This is a genomic window from Sphingomonas sp. S2M10, assembly GCF_012650175.1.
Taxonomy (GTDB): domain Bacteria; phylum Pseudomonadota; class Alphaproteobacteria; order Sphingomonadales; family Sphingomonadaceae; genus Sphingomonas.
Map to the genome: position 1 here is coordinate 285,302 of NZ_JAAILI010000056.1, position 21,040 is coordinate 306,341.

Annotated in this window: 36 protein-coding genes and 1 tRNA gene; 24 read left to right on the forward strand and 13 right to left on the reverse strand. The window is 63.8% G+C overall.

All coding sequences use genetic code 11. The features are described 5' to 3' along the window. Positions 1-355: 355 nt before the first annotated feature. The 4 genes from S2M10_RS14970 to S2M10_RS14985 all read left to right on the forward strand — a co-directional run bounded on the left by S2M10_RS14970 (position 356) and on the right by S2M10_RS14985 (position 1,699). Entirely contained in the window at positions 356-493 is a 138-nt protein-coding gene (locus S2M10_RS14970; protein ID WP_168846780.1) for a hypothetical protein, read from the forward strand. An 84-nt stretch (positions 494-577) separates the two neighbouring features. Further along, positions 578-1,072 (forward strand): hypothetical protein, encoded by a 495-nt coding sequence (locus S2M10_RS14975; RefSeq protein WP_168846781.1) that lies wholly within the window; start codon positions 578-580, stop codon positions 1,070-1,072. A gap of 85 nt (positions 1,073-1,157) precedes the next feature. Beyond that, a complete protein-coding gene (locus S2M10_RS14980) occupies positions 1,158-1,319 on the forward strand; it encodes a hypothetical protein (protein ID WP_168846782.1) in 162 nt (53 codons plus the stop codon). After that, the gene (locus S2M10_RS14985; RefSeq protein ID WP_168846783.1) at positions 1,316-1,699 is read left to right on the forward strand and encodes a hypothetical protein; all 384 of its coding nucleotides are present in this window, start codon (positions 1,316-1,318) and stop codon (positions 1,697-1,699) included. Before S2M10_RS14980 ends, S2M10_RS14985 begins: the two co-directional genes overlap by 4 nt. On the opposite strand, the gene S2M10_RS14990 is transcribed toward S2M10_RS14985, so the two are convergent. Genes S2M10_RS14990 through S2M10_RS15025 form a run of 8 tightly spaced genes read right to left on the reverse strand, consistent with a single transcriptional unit; the run spans position 1,668 to position 7,437 of the window. Beyond that, positions 1,668-1,934 carry a hypothetical protein gene (locus tag S2M10_RS14990; protein WP_168846784.1) on the reverse strand — a complete coding sequence of 89 codons (267 nt, stop codon included), beginning with the start codon at positions 1,932-1,934 and terminating at the stop codon, positions 1,668-1,670. The two genes, S2M10_RS14985 and S2M10_RS14990, sit on opposite strands and share 32 nt — an antisense overlap. A 43-nt stretch (positions 1,935-1,977) precedes the next feature. Continuing rightward, the gene (locus S2M10_RS14995) at positions 1,978-2,631 is read right to left on the reverse strand and encodes a hypothetical protein (protein WP_168846785.1); all 654 of its coding nucleotides are present in this window, start codon (positions 2,629-2,631) and stop codon (positions 1,978-1,980) included. Continuing rightward, complete coding sequence (locus tag S2M10_RS15000; RefSeq protein WP_168846786.1) at positions 2,628-3,176, reverse strand: MmcB family DNA repair protein; 549 nt, start codon at positions 3,174-3,176, stop codon at positions 2,628-2,630. The genes S2M10_RS14995 and S2M10_RS15000 overlap by 4 nt, the downstream gene beginning before the upstream one ends. A gap of 2 nt (positions 3,177-3,178) precedes the next feature. Further along, positions 3,179-5,047, reverse strand: a complete 1,869-nt coding sequence (locus tag S2M10_RS15005) for a hypothetical protein (RefSeq protein WP_168846787.1) — start codon at positions 5,045-5,047, stop codon at positions 3,179-3,181. Positions 5,048-5,049: 2 nt separating this feature from the next. Beyond that, positions 5,050-6,009: a phage Gp37/Gp68 family protein gene (locus S2M10_RS15010; protein WP_168846788.1), complete on the reverse strand. Its 960-nt coding sequence runs from the start codon at positions 6,007-6,009 to the stop codon at positions 5,050-5,052. After that, positions 6,009-7,094: a toprim domain-containing protein gene (locus tag S2M10_RS23140; protein WP_168846789.1), complete on the reverse strand. Its 1,086-nt coding sequence runs from the start codon at positions 7,092-7,094 to the stop codon at positions 6,009-6,011. Before S2M10_RS23140 ends, S2M10_RS15010 begins: the two co-directional genes overlap by 1 nt. After that, the gene (locus tag S2M10_RS15020) at positions 7,091-7,240 is read right to left on the reverse strand and encodes a hypothetical protein (protein WP_168846790.1); all 150 of its coding nucleotides are present in this window, start codon (positions 7,238-7,240) and stop codon (positions 7,091-7,093) included. Before S2M10_RS15020 ends, S2M10_RS23140 begins: the two co-directional genes overlap by 4 nt. Beyond that, positions 7,240-7,437, reverse strand: coding sequence for a conjugal transfer protein TraR (locus tag S2M10_RS15025; protein WP_168846791.1), 198 nt, complete (start codon positions 7,435-7,437; stop codon positions 7,240-7,242). The genes S2M10_RS15020 and S2M10_RS15025 overlap by 1 nt, the downstream gene beginning before the upstream one ends. 503 nt (positions 7,438-7,940) lie before the next feature. Between S2M10_RS15025 and S2M10_RS15030 the strand changes: the two genes are divergently transcribed. The 16 genes from S2M10_RS15030 (at position 7,941) to S2M10_RS15105 (ending at position 14,025) form a co-directional block, all read left to right on the forward strand. Next, positions 7,941-8,339 carry a helix-turn-helix transcriptional regulator gene (locus S2M10_RS15030; protein WP_168846792.1) on the forward strand — a complete coding sequence of 133 codons (399 nt, stop codon included), beginning with the start codon at positions 7,941-7,943 and terminating at the stop codon, positions 8,337-8,339. Positions 8,340-8,517: 178 nt separating this feature from the next. Then, the gene (locus S2M10_RS15035) at positions 8,518-8,955 is read left to right on the forward strand and encodes a hypothetical protein (protein ID WP_168846793.1); all 438 of its coding nucleotides are present in this window, start codon (positions 8,518-8,520) and stop codon (positions 8,953-8,955) included. Then, a complete protein-coding gene (locus S2M10_RS15040; RefSeq protein ID WP_168846794.1) occupies positions 8,952-9,218 on the forward strand; it encodes a hypothetical protein in 267 nt (88 codons plus the stop codon). The genes S2M10_RS15035 and S2M10_RS15040 overlap by 4 nt, the downstream gene beginning before the upstream one ends. Then, positions 9,215-9,493 (forward strand): hypothetical protein, encoded by a 279-nt coding sequence (locus tag S2M10_RS15045; RefSeq protein ID WP_168846795.1) that lies wholly within the window; start codon positions 9,215-9,217, stop codon positions 9,491-9,493. The genes S2M10_RS15040 and S2M10_RS15045 overlap by 4 nt, the downstream gene beginning before the upstream one ends. Before the next feature lie 103 nt (positions 9,494-9,596). Then, entirely contained in the window at positions 9,597-9,785 is a 189-nt protein-coding gene (locus S2M10_RS15050; protein ID WP_168846796.1) for a hypothetical protein, read from the forward strand. Then, positions 9,785-9,931 carry a hypothetical protein gene (locus S2M10_RS15055; protein ID WP_168846797.1) on the forward strand — a complete coding sequence of 49 codons (147 nt, stop codon included), beginning with the start codon at positions 9,785-9,787 and terminating at the stop codon, positions 9,929-9,931. The genes S2M10_RS15050 and S2M10_RS15055 overlap by 1 nt, the downstream gene beginning before the upstream one ends. Next, positions 9,931-10,215, forward strand: a complete 285-nt coding sequence (locus tag S2M10_RS15060; RefSeq protein WP_168846798.1) for a hypothetical protein — start codon at positions 9,931-9,933, stop codon at positions 10,213-10,215. Before S2M10_RS15055 ends, S2M10_RS15060 begins: the two co-directional genes overlap by 1 nt. Positions 10,216-10,252: 37 nt before the next feature. Continuing rightward, on the forward strand, positions 10,253-10,456 hold the full coding sequence (locus S2M10_RS15065) for a hypothetical protein (RefSeq protein WP_168846799.1): 204 nt from the start codon (positions 10,253-10,255) through the stop codon (positions 10,454-10,456). Positions 10,457-10,502: 46 nt separating this feature from the next. Further along, on the forward strand, positions 10,503-10,673 hold the full coding sequence (locus tag S2M10_RS15070; RefSeq protein ID WP_168846800.1) for a hypothetical protein: 171 nt from the start codon (positions 10,503-10,505) through the stop codon (positions 10,671-10,673). After that, the gene (locus S2M10_RS15075) at positions 10,670-10,999 is read left to right on the forward strand and encodes a hypothetical protein (protein WP_168846801.1); all 330 of its coding nucleotides are present in this window, start codon (positions 10,670-10,672) and stop codon (positions 10,997-10,999) included. The genes S2M10_RS15070 and S2M10_RS15075 overlap by 4 nt, the downstream gene beginning before the upstream one ends. Beyond that, on the forward strand, positions 10,992-11,339 hold the full coding sequence (locus S2M10_RS15080) for a hypothetical protein (protein ID WP_168846802.1): 348 nt from the start codon (positions 10,992-10,994) through the stop codon (positions 11,337-11,339). Before S2M10_RS15075 ends, S2M10_RS15080 begins: the two co-directional genes overlap by 8 nt. After that, positions 11,336-11,872 (forward strand): DUF1643 domain-containing protein, encoded by a 537-nt coding sequence (locus tag S2M10_RS15085; protein ID WP_211091050.1) that lies wholly within the window; start codon positions 11,336-11,338, stop codon positions 11,870-11,872. Before S2M10_RS15080 ends, S2M10_RS15085 begins: the two co-directional genes overlap by 4 nt. Beyond that, on the forward strand, positions 11,869-12,201 hold the full coding sequence (locus S2M10_RS15090; RefSeq protein WP_168846803.1) for a hypothetical protein: 333 nt from the start codon (positions 11,869-11,871) through the stop codon (positions 12,199-12,201). Before S2M10_RS15085 ends, S2M10_RS15090 begins: the two co-directional genes overlap by 4 nt. A 36-nt stretch (positions 12,202-12,237) precedes the next feature. Next, the gene (locus tag S2M10_RS15095) at positions 12,238-12,516 is read left to right on the forward strand and encodes a helix-turn-helix transcriptional regulator (RefSeq protein ID WP_168846804.1); all 279 of its coding nucleotides are present in this window, start codon (positions 12,238-12,240) and stop codon (positions 12,514-12,516) included. Next, entirely contained in the window at positions 12,509-13,747 is a 1,239-nt protein-coding gene (locus S2M10_RS15100; protein WP_168846805.1) for a phage integrase SAM-like domain-containing protein, read from the forward strand. Before S2M10_RS15095 ends, S2M10_RS15100 begins: the two co-directional genes overlap by 8 nt. Next, a complete protein-coding gene (locus S2M10_RS15105; protein WP_168846806.1) occupies positions 13,744-14,025 on the forward strand; it encodes a hypothetical protein in 282 nt (93 codons plus the stop codon). Before S2M10_RS15100 ends, S2M10_RS15105 begins: the two co-directional genes overlap by 4 nt. 233 nt (positions 14,026-14,258) lie before the next feature. Here S2M10_RS15105 and S2M10_RS15115 read toward each other — a convergent pair whose 3' ends face one another. Further along, positions 14,259-14,459, reverse strand: coding sequence for a hypothetical protein (locus tag S2M10_RS15115; protein ID WP_168846808.1), 201 nt, complete (start codon positions 14,457-14,459; stop codon positions 14,259-14,261). Between the two features lie 28 nt (positions 14,460-14,487). On the opposite strand from S2M10_RS15115, the gene S2M10_RS15120 reads away from it, so the two are divergent. Together S2M10_RS15120 and S2M10_RS15125 are read left to right on the forward strand one after the other, a co-directional pair. Continuing rightward, complete coding sequence (locus S2M10_RS15120) at positions 14,488-14,769, forward strand: hypothetical protein (RefSeq protein WP_168846809.1); 282 nt, start codon at positions 14,488-14,490, stop codon at positions 14,767-14,769. Between the two features lie 92 nt (positions 14,770-14,861). Further along, positions 14,862-14,935: transfer RNA gene (locus S2M10_RS15125), tRNA-Gln, on the forward strand. Positions 14,936-15,120: 185 nt separating this feature from the next. Here S2M10_RS15125 and S2M10_RS15130 read toward each other — a convergent pair. From S2M10_RS15130 to S2M10_RS15145, 4 genes are all read right to left on the reverse strand, one after another. Continuing rightward, positions 15,121-15,906 (reverse strand): hypothetical protein, encoded by a 786-nt coding sequence (locus S2M10_RS15130; RefSeq protein WP_247650822.1) that lies wholly within the window; start codon positions 15,904-15,906, stop codon positions 15,121-15,123. Continuing rightward, positions 15,903-16,721, reverse strand: coding sequence for a hypothetical protein (locus S2M10_RS15135; RefSeq protein ID WP_168846810.1), 819 nt, complete (start codon positions 16,719-16,721; stop codon positions 15,903-15,905). Before S2M10_RS15135 ends, S2M10_RS15130 begins: the two co-directional genes overlap by 4 nt. Positions 16,722-16,750: 29 nt before the next feature. Further along, positions 16,751-17,632 carry a 3'-5' exonuclease gene (locus tag S2M10_RS15140; protein WP_168846811.1) on the reverse strand — a complete coding sequence of 294 codons (882 nt, stop codon included), beginning with the start codon at positions 17,630-17,632 and terminating at the stop codon, positions 16,751-16,753. A gap of 96 nt (positions 17,633-17,728) precedes the next feature. Further along, positions 17,729-18,475 carry a hypothetical protein gene (locus S2M10_RS15145; RefSeq protein ID WP_247650837.1) on the reverse strand — a complete coding sequence of 249 codons (747 nt, stop codon included), beginning with the start codon at positions 18,473-18,475 and terminating at the stop codon, positions 17,729-17,731. 198 nt (positions 18,476-18,673) lie between these two features. Between S2M10_RS15145 and S2M10_RS15150 the strand changes: the two genes are divergently transcribed. Next, a complete protein-coding gene (locus S2M10_RS15150) occupies positions 18,674-18,997 on the forward strand; it encodes a metalloregulator ArsR/SmtB family transcription factor (RefSeq protein WP_247650838.1) in 324 nt (107 codons plus the stop codon). A gap of 181 nt (positions 18,998-19,178) precedes the next feature. Continuing rightward, a complete protein-coding gene (locus tag S2M10_RS15155; RefSeq protein ID WP_168846813.1) occupies positions 19,179-20,951 on the forward strand; it encodes a DEAD/DEAH box helicase in 1,773 nt (590 codons plus the stop codon). The last annotated feature ends 89 nt before the right edge of the window (positions 20,952-21,040 follow it).

Consider the following 21,040-nt stretch of genomic DNA (forward strand, 5'->3'; position numbering starts at 1 on the left):
GCCGCCGATCCCGGAACAGATAGAACACACGCAATATCAATATCTTAGCCGTTCCGCGTCGCGAACGTCTGGAACACTCCCCCCGACCCGCATCCTGCCCTCAACTCGGCTGAAACCTTGTTAGATAGAAACGGGTCCGGGTTGCAGGCGAGGCGCGGAGTTGCGCGCCCGAGGGCGCGATAATGCCGCCGCGCGCGGTCGCGTCGCGTTGCGACGCTGCGCGGCGAGATATTTTCTATTGACACTGAAAAGGCTGGATATTTTTCTGCTTGACGAACTTAGAAACTACCCGTTATGGGTATTTATAGGCAAGCGGATCCCGCTCGCCAACCCCGGCAAAAGGAGGCCGCACATCATGCAAATCGACCGTTCCGCCCTCGCCCGCGCTCAAGCCAAGGCCATCGCCTACAAGCAGTGCGGCAAGGATGCCGAAGCCGCCCAATGGGCGCGCGAGCTGGTCCGCCTCCTAGGCTGCGCCGACATCCTTAAGTGACTGCATCCCCAGCGGGTCCGGGCTCCAGCTCGGCCCGCTCAGGATGCCGCCACGGCGTCACCCCGGCAAAAGGAGGCCGAAACCATGTCCGCATACATCGTTGAAGAGGACCTGATCCACTACCTGCTGACCTTCATGTTCAGCCGCCGCGCTACCGTGTGCGTTCCGTCCAAGCGCAGCCAATTTCCTTGCTCGCTCGACATCGTGAACGCCGCCACGCGCGAAACCTGGCTCGACCAGCATGGTGCGATGCTGCTGCGCGAGAACTACCGCAGCGTGAACCATCGGTATCGCGAGGAGAGCGAGGCGCCGGCATACCGCTGGAAGGAGCACAAGGGCGCCTACTCGTCCGATAAGCTCGCGCTCGCCGTACAGGTTCTGAAGGCCTGCAACAACTTCGACTATCAGGCCTGCGAAACCGACGACTACGAGCAGTCGGACGCGGCGCACATCATCCGCAGCATCCGCGCCGAGGCGATCCACTCGCTTCCCGGCTACGACGCGGCCGAGTGGGGCGCGCCGGAGCGACCAGCAACCGGCCCGCAAAGCATCATGGCCATGATGGCCGGCCGAGGCTGACCGCATCCCCAGCGGGTCGGGGCGACTGCCTCGGCCCGCTCAGGATGCCGCCAGGGCATCGCACCGGCAAAAGGAGGCCGAACCGATGAAGCGCTATTATCTCAGCGATGGCACCACCGACCTTGACGCCTTGGTCGACGATGGAGCCGATCTCGATGGCGAGTTTCGCGCGACCTGCATGGACAGCGGCGAGACTCTCACGGTGCGCGGCTGGATGCTCACCACTGCCGAAGAGCTGCCGCTGTGACCATCCAGCTCACCCGCGCCGACCTATCCGCATCCGGCGAGCAGTTGGGCACCGAAAAGGCCAACGCAATCCTGGCGGCGATCTTCACCCATGGCAGCATGCGCGAACAGGCCCGCCGCTACACCAAGAGCGCGCCGGCACAGCGCGCGTTCATGCGCGGGTATGAGGCCGAAATCGGCAAGTGGTTCGGGCCTGTCGACGGGTCGCGAGACGAACAGGCCGGACGCATGGCGGCAATCCGCACCTTCGGTCTGGACATGGCCGAAATGCGCCAGCGGATGCAGCTGCGCGCGAACGCGCCGCTGCGGTCGCGGGAACGCCAGCACGATGCCAGCGAATGCCCGCTATTCAGCGCCGCCGACGAGCCCAGGCTACTGTAAGCAGCAAGCCCGCTACAATGAGCCCGCCGCCAGCCCAATAGGGCCAGGTGGCGGGCCTCGCTGGCATGTCTTCTGGACCCTGCATCAGCGGCAGCGATGCCGGATCGCGGTCATAGCCGCAGGTGACGTCGCTTGTTCGGCAAGGCGGGTCGGGGCTGTTGGCGATCGGCGCGGCAGCGGCCGGCGGCGCGCTGGCGGCGATCATGGTCGAGGTGAGGGCGGTCAGGATGCGCATGGGCGAAGCGTGCCATGCTCCGCCCGCGACGGCAACGGCAGCGCTAGAACAGCTCGCCCGCTCCATCGACCGGCCCCGCGCGATCGATCAGGCCCCAGCCGCGGCGCTGGTCGATGCGGTCCCAAACGAACCAGGTGCAATTCATCGTCGGGTTGCCCTTCGCGGCGAAGTCGAGCCGGAACGTCATTTCCCACCGACGATTCGGCGCCAGCCCCGCGCGGGCGAGCTCGGCGCCCTTGTCGCAGTGCATCCACTGCGCCTTGAACAGCAGCGCCATATATTCCACGCCCAGCCGGCCCCATAGGTGCGTCACCAGCTCGCGCCCGATCGCCCACGGGAAATTCGACAGCACGCACGGCGCGAGCGCGCGATCGGCCGTCCGCAGGTCGAGCTGCGCGACCGCGTTGGCCGAATCCGCGACGATGTCCGTCCCCACGCTCGCCAGGCCAAGCGCAGCGCCCACGCGCTGGATCGCCCCGCCTCGGCCGCACGGCTCCCAGAAAGCCGGCGAGCGCCCACGATAGCGATCGAGCGCGGCCCGCTCGGCGATCAGCAACGGCGCGATGCCCTCGGCGGGTGTGGGGTAGAAGTCGAGCGCGTGCCGGGCCGACTTCTCGCCGGCGCCAGCCATGGCGATGCCCAGGCCCTTGGGCGCATCGGGCGCCAGCTGCGCGCCCTCGAACAGGTCGAAGGTCATGACAGGTGAATGCCGAAATCCCACGGCGATTTCCCATCCGCCTTGAGCCTGTCAGCCGCGACGGTGAGCATGCGCCGATATGCGTTGCGCTGCTCGCGGATCATGTCGCTGTCGCGCTCAATCGTGCCGCTGCATCGAAGCAGCGAGACGATCAACTCCCAGCTAGGGGCATCCTTGTCGCGCAGCGGCGCCTGCACGATGATCCGACGGCGCTTGAACTGCTCCGCTTCGGGATCGACTTCGATCAGGCCGGCCCAATCCGGCACCTCGTCGGGTTTCAGCAGGCCGGGCGGCGTCGCATAGTAAAATCGATCGCTGAACAGCCGGGCCTCGCGCTGCTTCGCCGGGGTGTCTCGGCGGAAGTCCGCTCGCGAGACTTTGATCTCGTATGCCGTCGCGGCGTATCCCTTCGATTGGCACGGCGCGAGGGTCCAGAAGTCGCACCGGCGCGCACCGCTCGACAAGGCCAGCTCGCTTGCCCAGATCATCGATCGGTCGCAGGTTTCCGCCAGTGCCCGCAAGATATCGTCGGCTGTCACGGCCATGCTCACCCCTCCCCCTTCACCGCGCGCAGCGGGATCGCGATGGCGTTCTGCGCCGGGCCGCCGAACCGCACCTTGAGGCCGCTGGTAATCGCGCCCTCGATCTTGCCGAGGGACTGGATCCACGCGCCCGAGGCCCATTCCGAACCGCGGAACAGCTCGCGCAGCGGCTCCCAGCTCGGATAGGCGACCACCAGCCAGCCCTGTTCCCAGCCGCTGGCATCGGGCAGCGGCTCGCCGTCCTGCACCCATCCGCCTCGGCCGTTCTCCTTCAGCTTGAGCAGCCGCAGGCCCCACGATTCCAGCCGCTTCCGCGCGGTCGTGTTGAGCCCGCCGGTAGGCCCGTCCTGTTCGTTGATCACGATTTCCATCGCGCGATCGATCCAGCGGCCGATCGGCTCGGCCGGCTGGCCATGCGCGCCGGGCAGCATCTTGGATATCAGCCACGAGAGGCAGCGATCGATATCGCTGCGCGCCTGGATTTGCCCGCGCCGCATCATGGGCATGATCATGTCCACCCACGCGCGTTCCCGGCCGAACTCCGGGTTCGCGTGGCTCTCCATGCTCGGCGCGCAATCGAACAGCAGGCAATCCGCGCAGGCGAGCAGCGTGCCGAACGTGTCCTGCCAGCGCCCGCCCAGGCCGCGCTCGTGGATCTCGCGCTTATAGTCGGTCAGCGTCCGCCGGAATCGGGGCCATTGCTCGATCATCCGCCGGTGCATCTTGCGGCCGATCATCCGCCATTGCTGATAGTCCGGTTCCTCCCACATGGTCGCGGACTTCTCGACCGGCATCAGCTCGATGATGGCGACGCGGTTCCATTCCTCGCCCTTCTGCAGCCCGTGCAGCACCGACGACAGCATGAAGCAGCTCTGCGCCGTGAACTCCTGCGCCTTATGGTCGGCGGAGCCGCGGTGCATCTTGGCGCCGCTCGAGCTTTTCTTGAGCAGGTTCAGGATGGCGCGCTGCCGTTCCGGGTTGTCGTCGGCCTCGGCTTCGTCGATCAGCACCGGCAGCGTGTCGTCGCCCAGCTTCTGGCGGATCGCCGCCTCGCTGGCGTCCTCGGTATGCAGGCACCACCCGCCATGGATCGCGCGGAACAGGCGCTGCAGCGAGGATTTGCCGGCGGCGGTCGGGGCGCTCAGCCACATATGCGAGCGCCAGCTCAGCGCCCCGCAGATATGCATCTGCCCGGACATGCCGAGCAGCAGCAGCGGCGCGACGCCCGCTTCCTTGAAATTCCACTGGCGGAACAGGTCCAGCAGCAGGTCCGCGTCGGCCTTGGTGCTGGCCTTCTTGGCGGGTTGGGGCAGCGGCGGCAGCGCCGGAAAGAACCGATCGCCGATCGGCCCGGCCGGGTGCGCCTTGGGCTCGGCGACCAACTTGCCCTTTTTGTCCGTGGTGTTTACGGCCAGCACCTCGCGCCCCATGTGGAGCACCAACGCTTCCTCGTCGTCGCCCACACGGTGCGCGCCGCGCCCGAAGATGCGCCCCTGCGGATCGAAGATCCCGCGCGCATGGCATTCGCGGATCAGCGCCGTCTGCGCCTCGGTCTGGTCCCAGCCCACGATTTCGGGCGGCTTGTCCCTCTTCGGCGGAGAGAAGCGCGGGAAGCTGTCGCGCAGATAGGTGTCGCCGCCGAACAGCAGCAGCATTTCGCCCTTGCGGCAGTCCGTCGTGATGCACTGGAGCTGATTGCTGGAATCGAGCACCCACAGCTTGAGGCCATGGATGCCCAGCGGCGTCACCGGGCATGGCTTGGGCAGCGCCGGTTCGTCGAACAGGTCGCCGGGCGTGTCGTGCGAGCGCAGATCCGGCGCCGGCGCCGCGCGTGCGGCCGAGGCCGCCACGCTTTCAAGGTTCCCCCCGTTCATGGTTATCCTTGAACGATCAGCGGGAAGCCGTTGTGCTCGACACCATCGAGCAAGCGGCCCGCCGCTGCCTTACCCATCTTGATCATGGTCTCATCGCTGCAGCGATTGGGATGCGGCTTTCCCTTGCCGGTATCCACATCAAGGTACGCGATGTGCGTCCGAAAGTTGCGCCTTGCGATCGGGACATGGCCGCCGCGATCTCTCCATTCCCCCCATTGCTTGAACAGGAACGGAACGCCAGCACCGGCGCACTGGTCGCGCAGGCTCCGCGCCCAATCCGGATGCATCGGCCGTGCGCCCGGCCCGCTCTCGCCGCCGACGATGATCCAGTCGATACGAGGGGAGTCCGTGAAATTCCCTCTCAACGGCTGCACGTAGTCGCCCAGCTTTGACGAAAGGGTTGTTGGCATAGAACCGAACGGGCGAAGAACGATCATGCGCAGGTCGACCGGCCCGAGCAGTGGCTCCATCGACAGGAAGCGCACGCTGGCCGGCGTCGCCAGGAGCTTCGGGATATCGCGGTTCGCCTCCTCCTGGTTCACGATCGTCGCGCCCAGCCAGACGTTCTCCGGCATGCCGCCGGCGGCCTCGGCCATCGCCGCGGCGTTGCCGATGCGCTTCGTCACCAGCAGCCAGTCGAGCTGCGGCGTCTCGCGGATCAGCTGGAACAGCTCGGCGCGTACCGCCGGATCTGCCCGATTGTCGAACACGTCCGCCAGGCTGGCGCAAAAGACGCGCTCCCGCACGCCGCGCGCGGCTGCCCGATTATTCCAGCGACGCGGCTGCTTCCAAGTCGACGGCGCAGTCCGGCGGCGCTCGCCCTCATTTCCCCAAATGACACCGAGACGCGCGGTTGCCAGTGCCTCCGCATAGCAGTGGTCGCAGCCCGGACCGACCTTCGTGCATCCGATCCACGGATTGAAGGTGTGGTGCGCCCACTCGATTTTCGTGTTCTCGGCCATTAAACCCCCTCCTTGCGCACACCGCGCAATTGATCGTTGAAGTCCTTGAAACCGGGCTCGGGCCACAGGCACGCCACCCGCCGGCCCAGCTTCTGCTGGGCGGCAATCTGCTTCTCCAGCGACTGATCTGCGGGGCTTCCCGGGCGATCGTGCTGGCCGATGATCACCAGCCCCGCCACCGCATCCGGCAGCTGCATCGCGCCGATATTGCCCAGGGTGCCGGCGGCAACCACGCGCTCGGCGGGCTTCACCATGGCGATCGTCAAGCCGTCTTCGATGCCCTCGGCCACATGCACCATGGTGCCGGTCGGCACGTCGCGCAGCGGCATGTCGCCCACCGCACCCTTGGCGAGCGGGATATGCGCGCCCCAATAGAGCGGCGATCGGATCAGCTTGGCCGTCTCCAGCTTCGCCTTCACCCATCCGCGCGGCCCGCGCTCCAGATAGGTGACGTGCACCGCCTTGGGCTTGGCATCCACGCCCACGAACAGCGACACCATCGCCGGCACCGGGCGCCTCAGCTCGCTGCACCACACGTCCGGCCGATAGCGGATCGCGCCGGGGAACTTGCCCAGCCGCGCGAAGTCGATGCCGCGCCCTTCCAGATAGGATTGCGCCGGGGATCCTTGCCCGCGCGCCGCATGGTTCCAGATACCCACAGCGTTCAGCCGCTTCTTCTCGCCCTCGGTCGCCGCCGCCCGTTCGGCGCGCTCGGTCGCCAGCCGCGCGCGATCCCGCATGCGGCCGATCGCGGCGCTGTCCATGGTGTCGAGGCCTAAATAGCCCTTCGCCCAGCGGATCGCTTCCTTGATGTCGCCGCGCCCGACGGTGAGTTGCACCAGCTTGAGCATGTCGCCGGTGCCCGCCGGGTCGCCCCGATCGCGCGAATAGTCCGCCCAGGCGCCGATCTTGTTGCCTTTGGTGCGGATCTTCAGGCTGCGCCCGGCCTCACCTTCGATAGATCCGATATGGAGGAAACCACCATATTCCTTGGCCGCGGGGAAGATCAGCCGCCCGAGCTGCGCCGCCTGCGCGTTCAGCGCCGCCGCGATTTCGCGGGCGTCGGGTCCGGGTGCATCACTCACGTGCGCGGGCTCCCGCCCGATCGGCCGGCGCCGCGCAACAGCCGCTGCCGCCAGGCGCGCGCCGCTTCCAGTCCCTGCTCGCGCTCGAACTGGCGGCGGGCCGCGTCCAGGCGCTTCAAGGCGGCAAGCTGCTCCGGCGTCGCCATCACCACCGCCTCGGCTCGCGCTCGGCCAGGTCGCGGCAGCGCGCGCAGCTACCCTTCACCAGCCGCGGCGATTCGTCGCCGCAGTCGCCACACACACCAGGCACGCCGGGATCGAACGGCGCATTGCGTGCCGCGCTGACAGCGCGGTCAAGATGCTCCTGCTCGATCGTGGCGGCTTCGTCACAAATATCGGCCATGACGGGGGATTCCTGTTGCGTTCGGAATTAAAACCATTTTGGGTATGATTAATGCGGAGACTCGACCGGCCGGGGGGCCGGGGCGGTTTCCGCAGTTTGGAGCGGTCCGTGGATGCGGACCGCGAGGGGGCATTGATGACGCGCACATTCGGGTACGCAGGGATCGTCGCTGGGCCTCTCGCACAAGCTGCACAGGGCGGGGCGATACCAGTCGGCATGATCGACGATGCGGGCAGCGGCCAGCACGTTGACGACGGGAGCTTGGTCGGGCCGCTTTCCGTCTTCCTCCCACCCTTGCACGGTGGATGACGAAACCTTCCGCGCTGAGACGCGGGTAAGCCACGCAGCGAAAGCGCGCCGGGTCAATTTCGGTATCTGCTCCTCCCGATAGGTGCGGAGCTTTCTGCCTGCCATCGTGGTCATGAATAAAGTTCTACCCATAACGGGTAGTTTATGGCAAGCCGGGTCGCGCAAAATCTCTCCAAAACAGGGTATAGCCAACAATGGGCAAGTTGATTGACATCACCGGCATGGTGAAACGGCTCGAAAATCCTCCCAATCGCATCCGCGAGTGGCGCAAGCGCCGGCGCATGACGCTGCTGCAGGTGGCGAATGCACTGAACACGACACAGGCTCAGATTTCGCGTTTCGAGATTGGCGAGCGTGAAGTGGATCTGGCTTGGCTCCGCCGGATCGGGGGGGTGCTATCCGTCAGCATCGGCGAGCTGCTCAACCCGGAAGATGTGCCCCTTGCTGCGCGCACGGAGGACGAGCGCGCCGTGCTGGAGGCGATGCGCGTCGGCAACGATACCACCGCCCCCGTGCTGCGGCGCGTGGCGGAAGGGCTGATTGGCCACGCCAGGGAGAACGATCAGGATTCCGATCAGCGTAAGAGCGCCTGATCGGCTCCCCTCCCGCGCGAAGATTTCAGGGCCATCCGGCGGCGTGCCGGGTGGCCTTTTTTTGCGTTTGCGAATGGCGCTGAAATGAAGATATCCACAGCGGAGATTTTCGCGCTTGCCTGAACTACCCGTTATGGGTATTTTGCTCGCCATCCAGTTTACCCATGGAGGCAAGCAAATGGGTTCCGTAACCCTCTTCCCGCGTTCTACCGTCCCCCCGGCAACGGCGATCCAGCCCCCCAGGATCGCCGTTGCAGCCGCGCCGGCCGCCAAGGCCCCCCCCGCCACCGGCGGTCGGCGCGGCGAATATGCGGTGGGAGACATCGCCCGCGAGCTGGGCATGTCCCACTTTTCCGCCCGCACCATCATCGCCCGCCTGCGGCTGCTCGCGCGCACCCAGCGGATGCCACTGCCGCGCACGCCGCGCTTCCTGGGCGAAAGGCACGTCACCGGGCCGCTCTCCATCACGGTGCGAAGCCGCTGGGACGCGGGCGAGATCGACGCTTGGCTGGATGGGCGCCTGCCCTCCGGCCCGGCGGGCGCACCCGCCATGCTTCCGCAGCCGATCCGCGACGATATGCGCCGCCGCGCCGAGCAACTGGCGAGGGTGGCATGAGCGACGAGCCGGAAAGCCCGCCGGAATCGGCGCCGGAGCAGCCCGCCCCGCCCGCTGCCCAGCCGCTCGGCCCGCGCGACTATTTTGCCGGCCAGGTGATCGCGACCGCGCTGGGCAAATCGTTCCGCGGCATGGACGGCCTCCCGATCGTCGATGCGCTCAGCGCACCGGCCCGTGCGATGCACGTCGCCGCCGCAGCAGCCTATGCCTATCAGGTCGCCGACGCGATGGTGCTCGCGCGCCAGGAAGGCGGTGCAGCATGATCGTCGTCAAGGTCGAGCTGTGGTCCGCCCTCACCGGGCGCCGTACCGAGTTGGCTCGCATGGTCATCGACAATGTCGGCGGCACCGAACAGGTGGGCGACTATCGATGCCGCACGCTGCGCGGTCGGTCCGAGGACGCGCTTGATCGCGCGCTGCTCAGGATGGACACCACCGGCACCCAGCGCGAGGGCAAGGTCATCGGCCATGCCCGCCTTCGCGAACACGTGTGGAACCTCGTGAGCAAGGCGCTCTCCGGCATGGGCTACGGCCGATGACGTGGCAGCACCTGCCCTTCGTCGTGGCGGCGGCTTTCGTGCTGCCCAGCCTCGCCCACAGCTATGCGCCCATTGTCCGGCGCCTTCGTCGGGAGCTGTTCCGATGAGCAAGCCCGTCTACAACGCCACCTATCGCCGCGGCATGGGGGACGTTCGCGTCCTGCAGGACACCGGCACCCACTTGCACAGCCTGGACGTCCCACTGCGCGACGTTCCGGCGCTCATCCAGGCGTTGCTGCATGCCTACAGCGTCGACGCAATCGCCGATCAGCTGGCACGGGAGCGCAGCTGATGCCCACGCCACGCCCCGATATCATGAAGCGCTATCGCGAGCTGGATGCGAAGCGCCCGCACGCCAAGCACCTCGGCGTCGCCGAGCGGATCGAGTTCGAGCGGCTGGACCGGATTGTATCCCAGCGCCTCGCGCGGCTGAACTGATGGCCGCGCGCCGCTACGTCTGCAAGCGTCGCGGCTGCGATCGGGCGCGCGAACGCTGGCAGGACGTCTGCAGCGGCTGCTGGCAGGAGGTGCCGCAAACCCTGCGCGACGGATTGCGCCAGGCGCGGGAACGCGGCCTGCCCGCGCTGGCGCGGCAGATAGGCCAGAACATCGTCAAGTCGCTCGGCCGCAAGCCTGCACGCGCCGCCGGCGATGCCCGCGCCGCCTATTACCGCACCGCCGCCATGATGGGTGAGCGGGCAGAGATCGAGCCGGCCGAATAGCACCGCGCTGCCGGTCGCGGACCCGGAGAGAAGCCCGATGGAAATTCTCATGCTTTTGTGCCTCGCGCTCAGCGTCGCGCTGGTCGCGGTTTTCGTCACCATTCAGGTGCAGGCGCACCGTATCCGCCGCCGCGCGCAGAAGCGCCGCAAGGCTTGGGCCTGCCGCGCGATCGGGTGTCCACACCTCGGGCCCGACGCTGGCGAAGAATGCGCCGACTGCTGGGCGGAGCGTAACCTATGAATTCGTCGATGATTGATCGGATCATGCAGATTGCGGGAGGTAAGTGATGGGCGAGAACGCAAAACCCACCCACAAGATGGGCCCCAGCCGGGTAAACCACGGCAATGCGCAGTGCGTCTACTGCCATGCGACAGACTTGGAAATTGCATTGGCGCTCGGCCCGGTCTGCCCAAACGCGCCCGTCACCCTCTCCACCCATCAGGAGCAAAGCCGGTGAGCCGCTTCGACGCTTGGTATGAAGCGATGTCTAACGAACGGGGCGATGCCCCGGATATCCGCGTGTTGTGGAATCGAGCATCGACGGCGCGGAAGTATTACCACTGCGATCTTTGCGGCGGCGAGATCACCCCAGGCGAACGTTACTCCTCGACCGGGCTGATCGAAGATGGCGTATTCCGCCATGAACGCATGCACGACCGGGCGATCGGATACCCTTCTGGTTGCCCATCAATCGGCGCGAAGGAACGCGCTGAGAACGACGCGCAGTTCGAGGCTGATCGCGCCCAGTTCTTCCCCACCCATCAGGAGCAAAGCAATGGCTGAAGTTACACAGGCCGATCTACAACCGGTGGCATGGTTGTATGAAAAGAATGGCCGACGCTCTTTGCAGATCGAACGCCAGCCGTGGAACACCGCACCCGGCCGCGATTGGACCGAAACGCCGCTGTATGCCGCCCGCCATCGCACAGAAGCAGTAAAGCCGCTGGTGGAGGCGCTGGAGAACAAGGGCGCCTTAGCCGAAGCGATCCACAACGCTCGCTTCAACGGGCCTATTACAACGACATGGGCGGACGAATGCGAGAGCGGCAAGCTCTATTGCCATCGGATCGCCAACGCGGTCGAGTTGCACCTGCTCGCAGCCCTCCGGAGTGTGCAGTCATGACGTTGTTCGATGCAATCGATCAAGCCGCCCCGACGATGCGGAAGGATGCCCTGATCTCAGATTGCGGCCTGTATCGCTATTGGCTGTTGCGCCAGTGGGATGCGAGTGCCCCGTTTTTGCCGATCATCATGCTGAACCCCAGCACGGCGGACGCCAGCATTGACGATCCCACTATCCGCCGGTGCATCGGCTTTGCCCGGCGGGACGGGTTTGGAGGCATCAAGGTCATGAACCTGTTCGCCTTCCGCGCCACGTCGCCGGCCGACATGATTGCCGCCCGCGACCCGATTGGCCCGGATTGCTACAGCAACCTTATCGGCATGATCGACTATGCACGGCAATATAGCCTCCCGGTTCTGGCGGCCTGGGGCGCGCACGGTTCGCACTTGGGACGGGATAGGGCTGTCATGTCGTCGGCTCGCGGCATCGGAGCGCGGTTGGTTTGCCTCGGCATGACCAAGCTCGGCCATCCGCGGCACCCGCTTTACGTCGCTGGCCATCAATCCTTCATGCCGTTCGAGGTGCAGTCATGAACGACGATACGAACCAGCGGGCGCGGGACGACGTTGCCCGCGACGTCTTCGCGGTGGCGATGCTGTCGCTGGTGGCGGATCGGATCCCGTCCGATATCTTGGAGCTCCTGCTCGGCGGCAATCCCGATCGAAAGATCGCCCCGGGCGCGCTCGCCAAGGCGCTCGCCGCCGCAATCAATTTCGTGATGGCGCAGGCCGTCGAGATTTGCGGCGCCCCGGAGATGCTCCACGTCCAGTTCGACGGCGATCATATCCGGCGATGGTCACGCGAAGCGTTCGATGGCGCCCGCACCTTCGCTGAAATCGACAACCAGCCCGCGCAGGAATAGCCTGCGCGCGCCCAACGGCAAAAGGAGGCCGAATCCATGGCTACCCCGAAAGACAAGCTGCGCTGCAAACTGGCCCGCATCTGGATCAACGAAGTCGGCGGCATCGCCGAGGCCGCCGAGATAACCGGCGTCAACCCGCGCACGCTCCAGCGGATCTTCGGTGGGAAGCAGCCGCCACCGCCCCGGCTGCTGGAGGAAATGGCGGGCTGGATCGATGTGGGTGACACCACCGCGATGCTGCCGCCCAACATGAAGCAGCTGGCGATCGACCTGCGCGCCGCGGCGCAGCCGGCGGAGGTCGGGGCCGATGCCTAAGAAGCGCCAAATCCCGTTCCTGTTCGAGCAGAAGCTCGCCGACGGTCGCTCGGTCTGGCACTGGAAGCCGTCGAAGCGGCTCCGCGTCGCCGGGTTCACCAACCAGAAGCTCGGCAACGATCACGCGCAGGCGGTCGCCCAGGCGGTGCAGCTCAATGCCCAGGTCGCAGCATGGCAGGGCAGCGGCGACGATCGGCCGAACACGCTGGCGCCCCGGATCGCGCCGCCGCGCATCGTCCGCTTCGGCGAGCTGGTCGATCGCTACCAGCGCAGCGAGGAATGGGCGAACCTCAAGAAGAATACGCAGCGTGAATACGGCACCCGGCTGCGCCAGCTGGAGCATTGGGCGCAGGACGGGATGCTGGCTGTTCGCAGCATCGACAAGGCGCTGGTCCGCGATTTGCGCGCCGCACTGATGAAGCAGAGCACCTACAAGACCGGCGCCGTGCTGCGCGTTCTCCGCATGTTGCTCAATTGGGCGATGAGCGAAAATATCGTCAGCCAAAATGCCACCGCGAAAGTCACCATCCCGGAACCGCCGGCACGCCGGACGATGATGGGGCCGCATATCCGGGAAGCGATCCGCGAGGCTGCGGTTGAACTTGACCTGTTCGACGTTGCGCTGGCGATCGACCTCGCCTTCTGGACGTTGCAGCGCCAGGGCGACGTGATGGGAATGGGCCGCATGGCCTGGCGGCAGATTACCCCACCCCCCGACGCGGATCCGCGCCACGTTGCCCAGCTGGTGGACGCGCGCGGGCGCATGATGGGCTTCCGTCTGATACAGCAAAAAACCGGGACAGAAATCGACGCGCCGATGCCGCCGATGCTCCACGCCGAGGTGACAGCAGCGATGCGGCGCGGCGGGTTCGGGTGGGTCTTCCCGCATCCCGAGAAGCCCGAGCAGCCCATGCCCACATGGATGTTCCAGCGCCGCTTCCGCGCGGCCCGGGACGCGGCCTCGGCCGTGGCGATCATGCGCGAGCAGCCCGAGCTGGCCGAGGCGATCGACGAGGTGCAATATCGCGACCTCCGCCGCACCGGCATGGTGTTCTATCGCGACGCCGGCGCGCAAACCGAATGGGTGACGGCGCTCAGCGGCCACGCGGTCATCGGCAAGAAGACGATTCTGGACGTGTACATGCCCGGCAATACGCCGGCCGCCATCGCATGCGTCGCCACCGGGCTCCGCCACATGGAGCGCATCAGGGAACAGGAGGCATTGGGATGACCAGCAACGAAAAGGACGAGGCTTTCCTCGATCTGTGCAACTCGGTCCACCGGCTGCGCCGGTCCTTTATCCGGCTCGGGCTCAAGCCGCCGAAATCGATCGAGGTCGCAGATTACGACGACGGCATGAAGTTCCGGGCGATGTCGCCGGGCGAGCTGGTGCAGACCTATCCCGCTTTGGGCCGCAACGATGACCCCGAATGGTGCGCGAACGTCGTCGGCGTCGAGGTGCGCATGCCCGGCCAGTGGCGCGCCCGCGAGCGCGGCGGGAGGGTCTGATATGACTGCGCTTAAGCCCTGCCCGTTTTGTGGCGGCGAGGGCGAAATAGCCTTCTTCACCATGATGGCCAGCCCGAATCTCCCCGCCGGCTATTTCATCGAATGCGCTACGTGCGCCTGTTCCGGCCCCAGGTTCCACATCGAAAGCAAGATGCCAGACCGCATCGAGTATACCCAGCGGAAGGCGATCGAAGCATGGAACACACGCGCCGAGGAGGACGTCCTAGGAAACTCTATCCATGGTTCGGCAGCGGCGGCGGCGCGGTGTATTCCAGATGGTCGAGCCGCTCCAGAATGATGTCGGTGGCTTCGTCCAGCGCGCGCTCGCGCACATGGGTGCCCCGGCTCAGGTCGCGCAGCAGCGAGGGCCGGAAGGTCTGCAGGGCGCGCTTCACCAGGAAACGCAATTCGGGATGGTCGATTCTTCGGCGCATGTTTCGGAACATAATGGGAACGAGTAGAATGGACAAGGTTGCGGAAGAGATGTTCCTGCAGAGCCTGAATGATGCAGCCGCCGCTGAGATCGCCAAGCGCGAGCAAGCATCGGCATCGCCTGATGTGCTCGCGCTCAATCGTCGGTGCTGCCAGATCGCCGATCGGGTGGTGCCCGAATATCGCGTCGGTACGCGCAGCCACAGCTGCTGTGGAACCACCGCGAAACGCTGGAGCGCCGCCTTCGAAGGCGCGGCCCTCGCGATCGGTGGGAGCGAGGCGCTGGAGCTTCTGAATGCCGCGATTCGCTGAGCTATGTCGCATGTGCGACAAAACTTTTGTCGCACGGCGTCGCGAAAATGCTCTTGACCCGCAGATTTCCGCCGTTATTGGGGGCGCTCCGGTGCCCCGTCGTCTAAAGGTAAGACTACGGACTCTGACTCCGTCAATTGAGGTTCGAATCCTCACGGGGCATCCAAACAGCTGTCAGCTTTCACAAAAAGCCGCTCAAAATTGCATTGAGCGACGGTTTCCTGCCGAAAGCGCAGGCACCGCAAGATTGCGGTTTGTCCCTCGCACGCAAGCTACTGGCGCCTCAGCTACCTTCTGGTACCCAGGCGCCGCCGGTAACCTCGACCGTTTAATGCGATTCGAATCTACGCGTCACGCCGCTGTCGGCGAATCTGCAGCCAGGAATAGGGTGAACATATGCTGCGTGAGGGCAGCTGCCCCACGCTCGAACGCGACGGTGGCCCAATCATCCCAGCGATGAACACGCTTCGCCAGCCAGACGAATAAGGCATCTCGAGGTCCCGCGCTGCTAAACGATGCCGACCAAATGATCCGACGGGTCGGCATCCGGCCGGTCGATTCGAAGCCGGTAAGGGTCACGAGATATTCCTCGTTTATCACTTCTCGGGCGAAAACGTTGCGCCGAAGACCGACCCCACGCTCAAATTCAGCAAGTGCTGCCATCAGTGCGTCCGGCGCACCAATCGTCGTGGATGCCTGGACGAGTTCGGCGATCTCCGAAAACGGGAGATCGACCCAATCGGGATCTCGAGTAGCCTGGAGCATCAGGAGCACAGAGAACCCTTCTTCCGTCAAGGAAGCTTCCGTTGGCGCGGTACCATCAACCGTGCTCGTGAGGCCGATGGACGCAAGCCAGCAACAGTAAAATCGCCAAGATATGAAGTCTCCGGCAAACAGGTCGTAACCGGCTTCGGTCCAACTGCTCGCCTCGCAATCTAGGTGCAGCAGCACACGGAGCAGCAGCTCGAGCTGCTCGGGTACAAACTGCGAAGAAGGAAAGTTCAGGCGGCCTCCCCAGAAGGCCTGCCTGACGCTTTTCCAATGGCGACCATCTTGGTCCTCGAATGCCGAATCGGTCGCCCGCAGCCACCATCCCCAAGGCAGATTCTGCCGATCCCGTCGCGATTTTCGCATCATGAATCTCCCCCAGCCGGATTTAGCCCGATCGGTGGAAGCGGAGGCCCGGTTCGCTGCGGCATAGGAGCACCGTCTGCGATGGCCTTCAGCTGGGCAGCCAGATGCTGGATCTCGCGCAAGACATAGGCATCGTCGCGGTATTCGGCTCTGGTTTCCTCTTTGAGGAACTGCCGGCGGCTACGCTGGTCGTTGGGGCTGATGTCGTAGATTTGGTTACAGGCAAAGCCGAACCACCACGCATGAGCATCCTGAACGCGATACGAGGTCGCGTGGCGGGTTTTGGCGTATTCAGCCGTGCGCGGCGCATGACAGATCCTTCGGGCCTCGCGGGCGAGTGGGCGTCTGGCTGGCGTCGGTCCTTCATCGCAGATTGCCGAGTAGCAAAGGCCGCCATGCGTCGAGATGCCCAACGACGCCGGAATAGCCCGGTGATCGAAGCCATGAAGCGGGTGTGTCGTAGGGATCCCCACATAACCGCCGAGGTGTCCGCCGTGCGTATCGCGCAGCATGATGCATTCGAAACCGGTCGCGGGATCGCGCCAGGCCAATTTATCCGCTTCGCCAAGCCAAGGGCCGTCGCTGTGTGGAGTGGTGCCCTCGACGAAGTAGACGTCCACATTGTCTATGTACTCGTTGTCCGCATGGTACGTAGCGGCTGAAATCAGAGTCACGGGTCCTTCAAAAACTACCTCTGTCTCTGGACTGGTTGAGATTTTGGCGTTCGCAACAGCACCCGCGGTCTTCGGAGCAGGCAAACCTTTGGTGGACGGATTTCCCTTCAACACGGGCAGATTGCGCGCAGGATTCTTCTTCATCGTCATCTCCAAGATCGAGGTGCGGGCGGTCAACGGAACCGGGTATTCGCTGTCACCCGCTCAAGGTCGGGCCCGAGCGCTGCGGGCCGAGCCGCTGCGGAATAGACATTCGCTGCAAGCCAGCTTCGCTCTGCTGGCAGTTCTTCATCCGAAACTTCTCGCCACCAGACCTTCGCGTCTGCTGCCCACCGGTACCCACGCGTGCGCAAAAGGTCCTTCGAATCGAAGTGGGCACCACAGGCCCGAACGATCCAACCGGGTTTCGAACCCGTCGAAATTAGTTCGTTGAGGGCCGTACGACCATCACGATCCCGATGTCTTAGCAGCTGGATGAGTGCATCGACGTCGGCCGATGCCCTATGGCCGCAGTGGTAGAAGCCATTCTGGACCAGCAGATAGCCCAACACACGTCCATCGAAGCCCCGGCTTCGCCAGTCGACCTGGGACATCGAACAGACCCAGGCTAGATCTTGTACCCGGTCCAGGCGCGCTTCGATCCAGGGCCGATCGAATGCACTGTTATGGGCAACGACAAAACTGGCCGAGTTCAGCAAGCGGGTGGCGGCGTCGACGTCGATTTCCTGGCCGGCTAGGTCGGAATCGGTGAGCCCAGTTAGTGCTGAGACCTCCGGTGATAGCGGCTCGCCAGGATCTTCGCGCCACTCGTACGCGCGATCGATATGCGTAATCACGCCACTCCGGTCGTAGCGAAACCTCCTCAGCGCGAGTTCGATTACCCTCCCCGAGCGCCAATCGAGCCCCGTCGTTTCGGTGTCGACAGCGACACCGATATATGGGCCGCGTTCTGTGCCTTCCCCTGTTGCCCCCTCCGGTATCCGGAGTGGATGCAGGATGCGCACGACTTCAGCGCCGGCGTCGCCTTCGCGACCGGCTGCCGTGATAGCAGTCATGACGTTTGTCCCCGCGATGTAGTGGCAGATTGAAGCCGCGCAGCATTCGCGTTCGCGGCTCGACGTTTCAGGCACCCCTTCAGGGGCGCGGTCGCATCAGGCCTGAATGCATTGCTGAATGTCGACCGCAAAGGTCCGGGCAGCAGGCGACGATGCGTCATCACCCATTCGAACGATCACCTCCGCCGTGGCGCGAGGCACCAGAGAAATGACGAGCGGCGAGGATGGATGAAGGCCCAACCGGATGTCAGCGACATCCGCGAGATCGGGTCCGAAGCGCCCAACGAGGCGTGCATGGACCTCGTGTACGTTGTGCGCTAGCGAAGCATGGAAGGCTTGCAACATGACATTGTTGCGCGTGTCCACGATTGTCGCCGTATACAGTCTCAAGCGGGCGTTCGATCCCGTGCTTCGTGGTTTCGGGCGATGCTCTCCTCGAGATCGCCCCTCATAGTAGTGAGTGTACGGCGGCACATCACCCTCGTCGTCATCGGCCATCAGGATATCGAGAGACGCTCTGTCGACGTCGAGGCCAAGGCCGATGCCGTGCAGCACCACGCCCCGAATGCATGCGTCCCGATGCAGGCACGCATCGAGCGCAGCCGCCCCATCGAACACCTCACGTGGCGCAAACATCCACGCCATCGGGTCGTAAGGCACAGCATCGCGCTGAAAACGTGCCGCGGTTTCAGCCGCCACATAAGCAACTCGGCCGATCGCACGGCGCGTTGTGACGACGATCTCATCGTCGGGCTGATCCTCGGTCAGTGGGTCGAGAATGCAAATATCCGGAGATATTGTCTCGTCTTGTGATGAACTGGTCGAAACGTCCTCGCTGAACATCGTGGCCACAATTCGCTCCCAAGTCGCCTGTTCGCCATGTCCTGAGTGGCGACGGCCTCCGGACAACCCCGATATTGAAAACGCAAAAGCATATTTCAATAGTTCCGGAATTAATGTATGGTTATCGGCGCGTAAGGGAATTGGTGCTGGTGACTTGGACCGTTGAAGCGCTGCGCGTAAGGCATAGGAGTGGAAAAGATGCAGGCCATGCGAGTGATGAGCGCGCTTTCGCAGGCGACGCGCTGGAAGGTCTATCAGGAGCTGGTCGCAAAACTTCCTGAAGGCATGACTGCAGGGGATATCGCTCGGGCGGTCGGCATGTCGCCAAATGGCATGACCCCGCACTTCGCGATCTTGTCCGCTGCAGGGCTAGTTTCATCGGAAAAGGTTGGGCGTACCGTGACATATCGGGCGGAAACGGAGCCCGTAGCTGAGCTCAGCGACTTCCTTACCGATGCCGTTGCCCGTGGGCGTGCTGCTCGCACATCGAACGCAAGTTCTATCACACGAATCAAAGATTGATGTTACGCCAGTTGGGGCGTGGTCGGCCACGGGGCGTGCTTAGGTTACGATGAGTACAATAAGATCAATATACATACATAGCTGGCCATTTGGCAGATAGTTTCGGCAGTCCTATAACCATTTTGAATAAAGCGCAGTTTTCAATATTTTCGCTTTAGAGTGATTAAAACGGGGGAAAGCAATGAACGTTTTCGATCTAGATAGAGAGGTTGTTAAAACCTACGAATCTTTTTCGCGATCGTTCGCAAACATAAGGGCGCCTGATCTGCTCGCACAGGTGTCAAAGATCTACGAAGAGGGAATTTTCTGGCCGGAGCCCCTGCTCGGAGTTAATCCTCGGTACCTTTCCGGGCCGAAGGTGACGGATCTTGTTGCTAGTGGCGATCTCGATCCTGCACTTGCGACTATCTTCGCTAAAGGCACGCCTCGCGAACCAATTCGCCTGTATCGGCACCAGGCACAGGCCATTGCTAAAGCGAAGACCGGCCAGAGCTACGTGGTTACGAGCGGAACAGGCTCGGGCAAATCACTGTGCTTTTTCATCCCCATTATCGATGAGATCGTGCGGAGACGACGAGCAGGTGCAGCACGCGGAACCAAGGCGATCATCATTTACCCGATGAATGCCCTGGCCAACAGCCAGCTGGAGGAGTTGCAGGGCTACATTCGAGATTGCGACCTGCCCGATCATCTTAAGCCGACGTTTGCACGATTCACCGGGCAGGAAAAAGATTCGCGTCGCCATCAGATCGTTGAGGAAAATCCAGACATCATCCTCACGAACTTCATGATGCTCGAACTGCTAATGACGAGGCAGGACGATATCGATCAAGCGATGATGAACAACGCGAAGGGCCTACGCTTCCTCGCTTTGGACGAACTGCACACCTATCGCGGTCGACAAGGCGCTGATGTTGCCATGCTTGTGCGGCGCGTCCGTCAGCGCCTTTCCTCCGGCGGCAGCCTCATTTGTATCGGGACTTCGGCAACGATGTCGTCAGCTGATGATGACGGCGAACGGAACCGTGCTGTCGCCGAGGTAGGCAGTCGACTGTTCGGCGTTCCCGTAAGCGAACACGATATCATCAACGAGGATTTCGAGCGGGCGACAAATCCGTCACGAACTGCCGACGGCCTAGGATCGGAACTCGCACGCTTCCTGCAACAAGAAGTCCCAGACCAACTTACCGATGATGACTTGTTCAACAATCCGCTCGCTGTTTGGATTGAAACGCGAATCGGCTTGGAAGAAGGCCTGAAATGCAAGCGCCGGCCGCCTATCACGTTGACGGATGCGGCGAAGCTGCTCGCGTCGGACACTAACCTTGACGAGGCGCTATGCAGGGATCGACTCACCAGGATGCTGGCCATCATCGGGCTTCCCGAATGTGAGCGCGGCGGCACCGGTGAGCGCTCGTTCCTCACCTTCAAACTGCACCGATTCATTTCCGGCGCCGGTACCGCCTACGCGACGTTGCGTCCGGCGCCGAACCGGCTCGTGTCGATCACTGGCGACAAATACCACCCCGATGATCCCGATGCGCGGCTGTTCTCAACCTACTTTTGCCGAGAATGCGGGCAAGAACATCACCCCGTTACCATGCTTCCGGATGGCGCGATTATTCCGCGCGAGATCGACGATCTGCCGAAGGAGGCAGTTGAAGATGATGGAACCAGATATGGCTATATCGTGCCGGTCATCGGCGAAGGGCCTAATTTCTCCGGTGATCCAGAAGACTATCCGGAGGACTGGCTTGATCTAGCTTCACCTACTCCCCGTCTCAAATCAACGTACCGCGGTAAGCAGGAAGGGCGTCTGCTCAAAGTTGGTCCGAATGGGCAGAAAGACGATGCAGGCGTTGCCGCATGGTTCTTCACAGGCGCTCATCGCTTTTGCGCCAACTGCAAAAACATCCTGACCTGCTCCCCAGAATTCATGCCATTGGTAAGTTAGCTCGTCAGATGGAGACGAGCGATGCGGCGAAGCCGATTTACCGAGGATCAGATCATTGGGGTGCTGCGGGAGCATGAGGCTGGCGTGAA